The 7,571-nt window shown below is 69.5% G+C and carries 6 protein-coding genes; all 6 read right to left on the reverse strand.

What is annotated here, in order from left to right:
• Nucleotides 1-285 precede the first annotated feature (285 nt).
• Nucleotides 286-1,524, reverse strand: a complete 1,239-nt coding sequence (locus MOQ72_RS43495; protein ID WP_242191923.1) for a dihydrolipoamide acetyltransferase family protein — start codon at nucleotides 1,522-1,524, stop codon at nucleotides 286-288.
• A gap of 25 nt (nucleotides 1,525-1,549) precedes the next feature.
• Nucleotides 1,550-2,545, reverse strand: a complete 996-nt coding sequence (locus MOQ72_RS43500) for an alpha-ketoacid dehydrogenase subunit beta (protein ID WP_242191924.1) — start codon at nucleotides 2,543-2,545, stop codon at nucleotides 1,550-1,552.
• 94 nt (nucleotides 2,546-2,639) lie between these two features.
• Nucleotides 2,640-3,740, reverse strand: a complete 1,101-nt coding sequence (gene pdhA, locus MOQ72_RS43505) for a pyruvate dehydrogenase (acetyl-transferring) E1 component subunit alpha (protein ID WP_242191925.1) — start codon at nucleotides 3,738-3,740, stop codon at nucleotides 2,640-2,642.
• A 255-nt stretch (nucleotides 3,741-3,995) separates the two neighbouring features.
• On the reverse strand, nucleotides 3,996-5,480 hold the full coding sequence (gene lpdA / locus MOQ72_RS43510; protein WP_242191926.1) for a dihydrolipoyl dehydrogenase: 1,485 nt from the start codon (nucleotides 5,478-5,480) through the stop codon (nucleotides 3,996-3,998).
• A 307-nt stretch (nucleotides 5,481-5,787) separates the two neighbouring features.
• Nucleotides 5,788-6,045, reverse strand: a complete 258-nt coding sequence (locus MOQ72_RS43515) for an Imm1 family immunity protein (protein WP_242191927.1) — start codon at nucleotides 6,043-6,045, stop codon at nucleotides 5,788-5,790.
• A 165-nt stretch (nucleotides 6,046-6,210) separates the two neighbouring features.
• Nucleotides 6,211-7,419: a PucR family transcriptional regulator gene (locus MOQ72_RS43520; protein ID WP_242191928.1), complete on the reverse strand. Its 1,209-nt coding sequence runs from the start codon at nucleotides 7,417-7,419 to the stop codon at nucleotides 6,211-6,213.
• Nucleotides 7,420-7,571 lie beyond the last annotated feature (152 nt).

The following is a 7,571-nucleotide window of genomic DNA, read 5'->3' on the forward strand; positions in this document are numbered from 1 at the left end:
CCCCCCGCGCGGGGGGGGGGCGCGCCCGGGGGGGGGGCCCCCCCCCCCCCCCCCCCCGCCCCCCCCCCCGGGGCGGGGGGGGGGGGGGGCCCCCCCCCCCCCCCCCCCCCCCCCGCGCCGAAGTCCGGTGGTCATCCGAGGACTTCCACCTGCTCGCTGAGACGCAGGGCAGCCCGGATCCGCTCCAATTTCGCCGATCTCTTCGCAGCCGCACACGCTCCGGGCGTGAAAAGGCCCCTCCCACGAGAGTCGAGGTCGTCGTGGAAGGGGCCGAGTCAGCGATCGTCAGGCGATGATTCGGATCGGGTCCTCCAACAGGCCGGTCAGCTGCTGCAGGAACGCCGCACCGACCGCGCCGTCCACCGCTCGGTGGTCCGCCGACAGCGTCACCCGCAGGATCTTGCGGGCCACGAACTCGCCATCGCGCACCTGCACCTCGTCGCGGGCCGCGCCGACGGCCAGGATCGCCGCTTCCGGCGGGTTGATCACCGCGCTGAACTGCTCGATGCCGAACATGCCCAGGTTCGAGATCGAGAAGGTGCCGCCGGACATCTCGTCCAGCTTGAGCTTGCCCTCGCGGGCCCGCCCGGCCTTCTCCCGGCTCTCGACGGCGATCTCCGAAACGCTCTTGCGGTCCGCGTCCTTGATCACCGGCACCACCAGGCCGTTTTCGATCGCCACCGCCACGCCGAGATTGATGCGCTTGTGCCGCAACAGCTTGTCTCCGCCGAAGGAGACGTTGACGCTCGGGTTCGCCCGCAGTGCCGTCGCGACGGCCTTCACGACCAAGTCGTTGATGCTGACCTTGGGACCTCCCGCGGCTTGCAGGCGCTCGTTGAGATTCGCCCGGAACGCCACCAGATCCGTGACGTCGATGGCGCTGGTCAGGTAGAAGTGCGGCGCCTGCTGCTTGCTCTCCGTCAGGCGCTTCGCGGTGACCTTGCGGATGTTGTTGAGCGGGATCTCCTCGACGTCCTCGCTGACGGCCACCGCAGGAGCAGCGGCCGGGGCCGGAGCCACCGGAGTGCTCTGGGCCGCCGCGGCTTCGATGTCGGCGCGGATGATCCGCCCGCCGGGCCCGGTGCCCTGCACCGCGGCCAGGTCCACGCCCTTCTCCTTGGCGACCGCCCTGGCCAGCGGCGACGCCTTCGGCTTCGCACCCGGCTCGGCCACCGGCGCAGCGGGAACTGGAGTCGGCGCGGCTGCGGGTGCTGGGGCGGGCTCAGCAGCGGGAGCGGGCGCGGGAGCGGGCGCGGCCGGTGCCGGAGCAGTCTGCGCCGCAGCGCCGGAGCCATCGCCGAGGATCGCGATCGGGGTGCCGATCGGCACCGTCGCCCCCTCCTCGACGAGGATCTTCTCCAGCACCCCGTCGTCGTAAGCCTCCAGCTCCATGAGGGCCTTGTCGGTCTCGATCTCGGCCAGCACATCACCGCGGCTGACCTGGTCGCCGACCTTCTTCTGCCACGTCGAGATGACGCCCTCCTCCATGGTGTCGGAGAGCCTCGGCATCTGAATCTCAGTCATCGTCTTCCTCGGGTGAGCGCAGACCTCAACGGCGGCGGCCGACCGCTTCCAGCGTCTGGTGAACGGCAGTGGTAAGGGATTCAGCGGAGGGCAGCGCGGCTCGCTCCAGCGGTTTCGCGTAGGGCAGCGGCACCTCGGCCGCGGCGACTCGGCGCACCGGGGCGTCCAGGTAGTCGAACGCGCCGTCGGAGATCGACGCGGCGATCTCCGCACCGATGCCGTAGGTCAGCCAGTCGTCCTCGGCGACCACGGCACAGCCGGTTTTGCGCACGGAGTCCACAATGGTCTGCCGGTCCAGTGGCCGCAAGCTGCGCAGGTCGATGACCTCGGCGTTGATGCCCTCGTCGGCCTGCAGCTGCTCGGCGACCTGGTGGGCGACCATCGCCATCCGCGAGTACCCGATGATGGTGATGTCGGTGCCCGGCCTGGTGACCTTCGCCTTGCCGATCTCGGCCGGTTCGACGACGTCCGGGACCTCGCCCTTGGTGTTGTAGAGCGCGAGGTTTTCCAGGAACAGCACCGGGTCGTTGTCCCGGATGGACGCCAGCAGCAGGGCCTTGGCGTCGGCCGGGGTGCTCGGCGCGACGACCTTCAGCCCCGGCACGAACGCGTAGTACAGCTCGATGTTCTGCGAGTGCGTGGCGCCGAGCTGCTGGCCACCGCCGCCCGGCGTGCGCATGACCATCGGCACGCTGGTCTGGCCGCCGAACATGCCGTAGATCTTGGCCGCGTGGTTGACGATCTGGTCCAGCGCGATCAGCGAGAAGTTGATCGTCATCAGTTCCACGACGGGCCGCAGCCCCAGCATGGCCGCGCCGACCGCGGCGCCGACGAAGCCCTCCTCGGCGATCGGGGTGTCGCGCACCCGCTTCTCGCCGAACTCCTTCAGCAAACCAGCGGTGATCTTGTAGGAGCCTTCGAAGACCCCGATCTCCTCGCCGATGAGGAAGACGTCCTCATCGCGCAGCATTTCCTCGCGCAGCGTGTCGTGCAACGCCTGGCGATAGGTGATGACGGCCAAGGGTGTTTCTCCTGCACAAAAGGCATCGGGGACCGCGAGCCCGGCGGGTTGGCGAACGCGCGGTTCAGGTGGCGGGGTGTCGCGAGGGGTGCCTTCAGAAAACGGGGTCGGCGGGCAGCCGCCGCGAGTCGTTGGCAACCGGAGTGGCGTAGGTGTAGTCGAACAGCGTCGAGGGGTCCGGGTGCGGGCTGTCGTCGGCGAACGCGACCGCCGCGTCGGCCTCGGCCTGTGCTTTGCGCTCGATCTCCGACGCGGCGTCCTCGTCCACGATGCCCGCCTCGATCAGCTGGGCGCGGAAGTTCGCCACCGGGTCGGCCTGCTTGGCCTTCTCCACCGACTCCTCGCTGCGGTACTTCGCCGGGTCGACGACCGAGTGGCCCTTCAACCGCTCGCTGACGGCCTCCAGCAGCGCCGGGCCACCGCCGGAACGGGCCTGCTCGACCAGCCGGGTCGCCGCGTCGCGGACCGCCAGCACGTCGTTGCCGTCCACCCGCTCGCCGTGCATCCGGTACGCCGCCGCGCGCTTGTACAGGTCGGACTCGGCCGAGGACTTGTCGACCGTGGTGCCCATCCCGAGCTGGTTGTTGACCACCACGAACACCACCGGCAGCTGCCACAGCGCGGCGATGTTCAGCGCCTCGTGGAACGCACCGATGTTGGTGGTGCCATCGCCCATCTGGCACATCACCACCTGGTCGCCGCCGCGGTAGTCGATGGCCAGCGCGGCACCGGTGGCCAGCGGGACCTGGCCGCCGACGATGCCGTAGCCGCCGAGCAGCCCGGCGGCCACGTCGAACATGTGCATCGAGCCGCCCCAGCCCTTGGAGGTACCGGTGGTGCGGCCGTAGAGCTCGGCCATCACGCGGCCGGGCTCGATGCCCTTGGCGATCGCGTAGCCGTGCTCCCGGTAGTTGGTGTACAGCAGGTCGCTGGAGCGCAGCGACCGCATCAGACCGACGACGGTGGCCTCCTCACCGAGGTTGAGGTGGCAGTAGCCGCCGATCTTGGCCTGCGTGTAGCCCTGCGCAGCGCGCTCCTCGAAGCGGCGGATCAGGGTCATCTCGTGGAAGTAGTCCTGCAGGAGCTCCGGCGACTCACCAGCGAACTGTCCGCCGCCGGAGCCGCGTACCGAACCGCGCCGGGACTTGGTACCGCCTCGGCTGGCCGGTTTGCTGCGGGTAGCAGTCTGTGCCATCACAGATCCCCTTTCGGAAAAGCTCGGCTTGGAGGGTGCGCGGCTTGGCTTGCGTAGCGGTGCCAGTGGCGGAACCTCAGAGGTCTTCTCGTCTCCGGGATCCCCGACTTACGTATGACCAATACGCGACGTCGGGGCTGTCCTCGCGAGAAAACCTCTGAGAACCCGCAGCGGTGCGAGCTGCGAGAGCGGCGGAAGCGGCTGACGCCGCTTGCCTGACGGCCACCTGCGGTCACGCCCAATCCGCGCATGTTCTTAGCGCTTCTTCGGCGGTGCGATGTGGACCGGTAGGCCCAGCGCGGCCATCGCCGCTTCCATGCCGACCTCTCCCAGGGTCGGGTGCGCGTGGATGGTTTCGGCGAGTTCGTCGAGGGTGGCTTCCAGCGCCATCGCCAGGGCGCCCTCGGTGATCAGGTCGCTGGCGGACGGGCCGATGATGTGCACGCCCAGCACCTCGCCGTACTTCTTGCCCGCGACGATCTTCAGGAATCCCTCGGTGTCGCCGTAGCTCTGCGCCCGGCCGAGCGCGGCGAACGGGAACTTGGCGGTGACGAACTCGTGGCCCGCTTCGACCGCCTTGGCCTCGGTGAGTCCGACGCTGGCGATCTCCGGGTGCGTGAAGGTGGCGGCGGGGATCACGTTGTAGTCGATCGCGGCGTGGTGCCCGGCGATCGTTTCGGCGGCGACCACGCCCTGGTGCGATGCGACGTGCGCGAGCAGCGCCTTGCCGGTGACGTCACCGATCGCGTAGACGTGCTCGACGTTGGTGCGCAGCTTGTCGTCCACGCCGACGAAGCCGCGCTCGTTGGTGGCCACCCCGGCCTTGTCCAGGTCGAGGTTGGCGGTGTTGGGCTTGCGGCCGACGCCGACGAGCACCACGTCGGCATCGATCTGCTGCGGCTTGGCGCCGTCCACGCTGACCTGCAGGCCGTCGGCGCCCTGGTCGATCCGGGACACGGTCGCGCCGGTGAGCACCTTGATGCCGCGCTTGGTGAACGAACGCCCCAGCGCCTTGCCGACCTCGACGTCCTCGGCGGGCACCAGGGTCTGCTGCATCTCGATGATGCTGACCTCGCTGCCCAGGGTGGCGAACAGGGTCGCCCACTCCGCTCCGACCGCACTGCCACCGATGATCGCGATGCGCTTCGGGACCTCGGTGAGCCCGAAGGCACCGTCGGAGGTGATCACTCCGGGCAGGTCCGCACCGGGCAGCGGCAGCTGCACCGGGACGGAGCCGGTGGCGATGATGACGTCGCGGGCGGAGACCTGCTCGATCGGCTGCGCACCGGCCGGTTCGGCGGCGTAGCGCGGGCCGTCGGCGCCCAGCGGCGAGTCACCGGTGGCGTAAACGTCCACAGTGGTCGGTCCGGTGAACCGGGCGTGGCCGTTCACCACGGTGACGCCATTGGTCTTCAGCAGACCTGCCACGCCGTCGGTGAGGCCCTTGACGACGCTGTTCTTGCGGCGCGTGATCGCGTCGTAGTCGAGGCTGACGTTCTCCACGTTCACCCCGAAATCGGCCGCGTGCAGCACGGTTTCGTACACGTCGGCCGAGCGCAGCATCGCCTTGGTCGGGATGCAGCCCCAGTTCAGGCAGACCCCGCCGGGCCGCTCCTTCTCCACCACGCCGACCGAAAGGCCGCGCTGCGCAGCGCGGATCGCGGCGACGTATCCGCCGGGACCGCCGCCCACCACGAGAACGTCGAACTCCTGCACTTCGCTGTGCTCCTTTGACTGCACGCGCCGGTAACCGAAAGCCCGGATCGAGCGGGCATTCTCACTGCGAGTGTCGTGAGCGCGACCACTTCTCCGCTATGCCCGCTCGCCCAGACTTGACCAACCGCAACTGTGCAGACCGCACATTGCCATACGTGACGCACACAACATGTAACGCGATCGTCACCGATCGTGTCCGAGATGGCCGTCACATCCCGCGAGCGAGCGCGAGCGGGAAAACGCGAGGGACGGCGCCAATTCGGAACCGACACCACCCCGAAAGCCCGAAAAGCCCCAGATGTCCAACTGTCAACTTTGCACAGCCAAACCCCTAAGACCACTGCCCAGGCTGCCACCGCACGCACGTCGGCCGCGCCCCCGTCCGCCAGAACTCACCGACTGCCTGACGCACTCGGTCCAGGGGCAGGTATGCCTCGACGATTTCGCCGCCTCGATCGATGACCTGCCGAGCACCAGCCATCTTTTCGCCGACCGAGCCATACCCGGTGAGCAGTTCCCGGGTGTCCGGCTCGTTGGTGCCGCGGAGCGCCTGTGCGGACTCATCCACTGCGTCCTGCGCTGTCGCCATCGAAGTGAGGGCATCGGAGATGCTTGGCCAACACCTGCGCCAACATTTGGTCAAGATCACCCGCCGACATCTCACCTCGCTTACCCACCTAGGAGCGGGGCCGGGTGGCTGTCGGCCCCTTTTGATCAGTGAGTCGATGGTGGCCTGCACCCCTGACAGCGCTCGTCAGTCGCGGAGGCCGTCGCGGAGTCTTAGCGCGGACAGCGCCAGGGACAGCGAGACGTAGGCCGTTCGGCCGTAGAGGGGTTGGCCTATCAGGGACGTTATTCGGTGCAGGCGGTTCAGCACCGTGTTGCGGTGGCAGTGCAGGCGGACCGCCGCGTTGGCCGTCGAGCAGTTCTCCTCCAGCCAGGCCGTCAGCGTGTCCAGCAGCATGTCGCGTTCCCGGACCGGCAGTTCCAGCACCGGGCCCAGCTGGGTCTCCAACAACCGCTGCGCCAGGTCCGGGGACTGCACCAGCAGCGCTTCCGGGAACCGTTCCTCCAAGGTCACCAGCTCCGCCACCCCGTACGACGAGGTGCCCAACGTGGTCAGCGCGAGCTGGTGGGCGAGCCCGATCTCCGCCAGGCCGCGCACCGTCGGCGACACAGCCACCCGACCCCGCGCCAGCGGCCGCAGCGCGTCCAGCGCGAGGTTCTTGTTCCGCTGCTCCAACGCCACCAAACCGACCAGGGAATCGGCGCGCACCTGCCAAACGGACCGGAAGTGCAGTGCGCTCAAAGCATCCTGGTGGCCGCGCAGCGCGAAACCGCCGTCGTTGGTCATCTCGGCGACGATCACCAGGTAGGGCCCGCCGGTGGGCAGGTCGAGCTCCTTCGCGGTGCGCTGCGCGAAGGCGATGTCCCGGGCGCGACCGGCGAGCAGGTCCTCCACCAGGGCGTGCCGCCGCTGGTCGTCGCGGCGCAGCCGCTCCAGTTCGGTGTTGCGGTAGGACGTCGACAGCGTCGAGGACAACCCGTCGATGACCGTCCAGATCGACGTCGCGACGCCCAGCACCGAGTCGGGGTCGGCGCCGTCCTGGTGCGCCTGGTCGACCAGCGCCTCCCAGGCGATCCGGCCACCCAGCCGGAAGGTCCGCAGCATTACCTCCAGCGGCACGCCCTGCTCGGCGCGGCGGCGGCCGATGGCGGCCGCCACGTCGTCGCCGTCCGGTCCGGCCACCTCGCCGCTGAGGATCTGCAAGATGCGTTCGAGGTACTGCCGACAGCCCTCCCACAGATCTTCCTTGGGCACCGGGCTGTAGTCGGTCCACTCGGGGTTGTCGGTGAAGATGGCGGCCATCAGCCGCTCGGTGAGGGTCGGCACGTCATCGAGCCGGGCTCTGGCCAGCGCATGCGTGACTTCGGCGGCGGAATCGGCAGGATCAGCTACCACGCTGAAACGATACCGCCCGCACCCGGCTCGTCTGCCCTGCTCAACGGTCGTGGGGGGGGGGGCGGGGGCGCCCCCCCCCGCGCGCAAACCCCCCCCCCCCCCCGCCCCCCCCCGCGGGGGGGGGGGGGGGGGGGGGGGGGGGGGGGGGGGGG

The sequence above is a fragment of the Saccharopolyspora soli genome (assembly GCF_022678645.1).
Taxonomy (GTDB): Bacteria; Actinomycetota; Actinomycetes; order Mycobacteriales; family Pseudonocardiaceae; genus Saccharopolyspora; species Saccharopolyspora soli.

Coding starts and splice junctions, on each gene's coding strand:
- MOQ72_RS43515 (WP_242191927.1), bottom strand. CDS start 6,045: ATGGCGACAGCGCAGGACGCAGTGGATGAGTCCGCACAGGCGCTCCGC.
- pdhA (WP_242191925.1), bottom strand. CDS start 3,740: ATGGCACAGACTGCTACCCGCAGCAAACCGGCCAGCCGAGGCGGTACC.
- MOQ72_RS43495 (WP_242191923.1), bottom strand. CDS start 1,524: ATGACTGAGATTCAGATGCCGAGGCTCTCCGACACCATGGAGGAGGGC.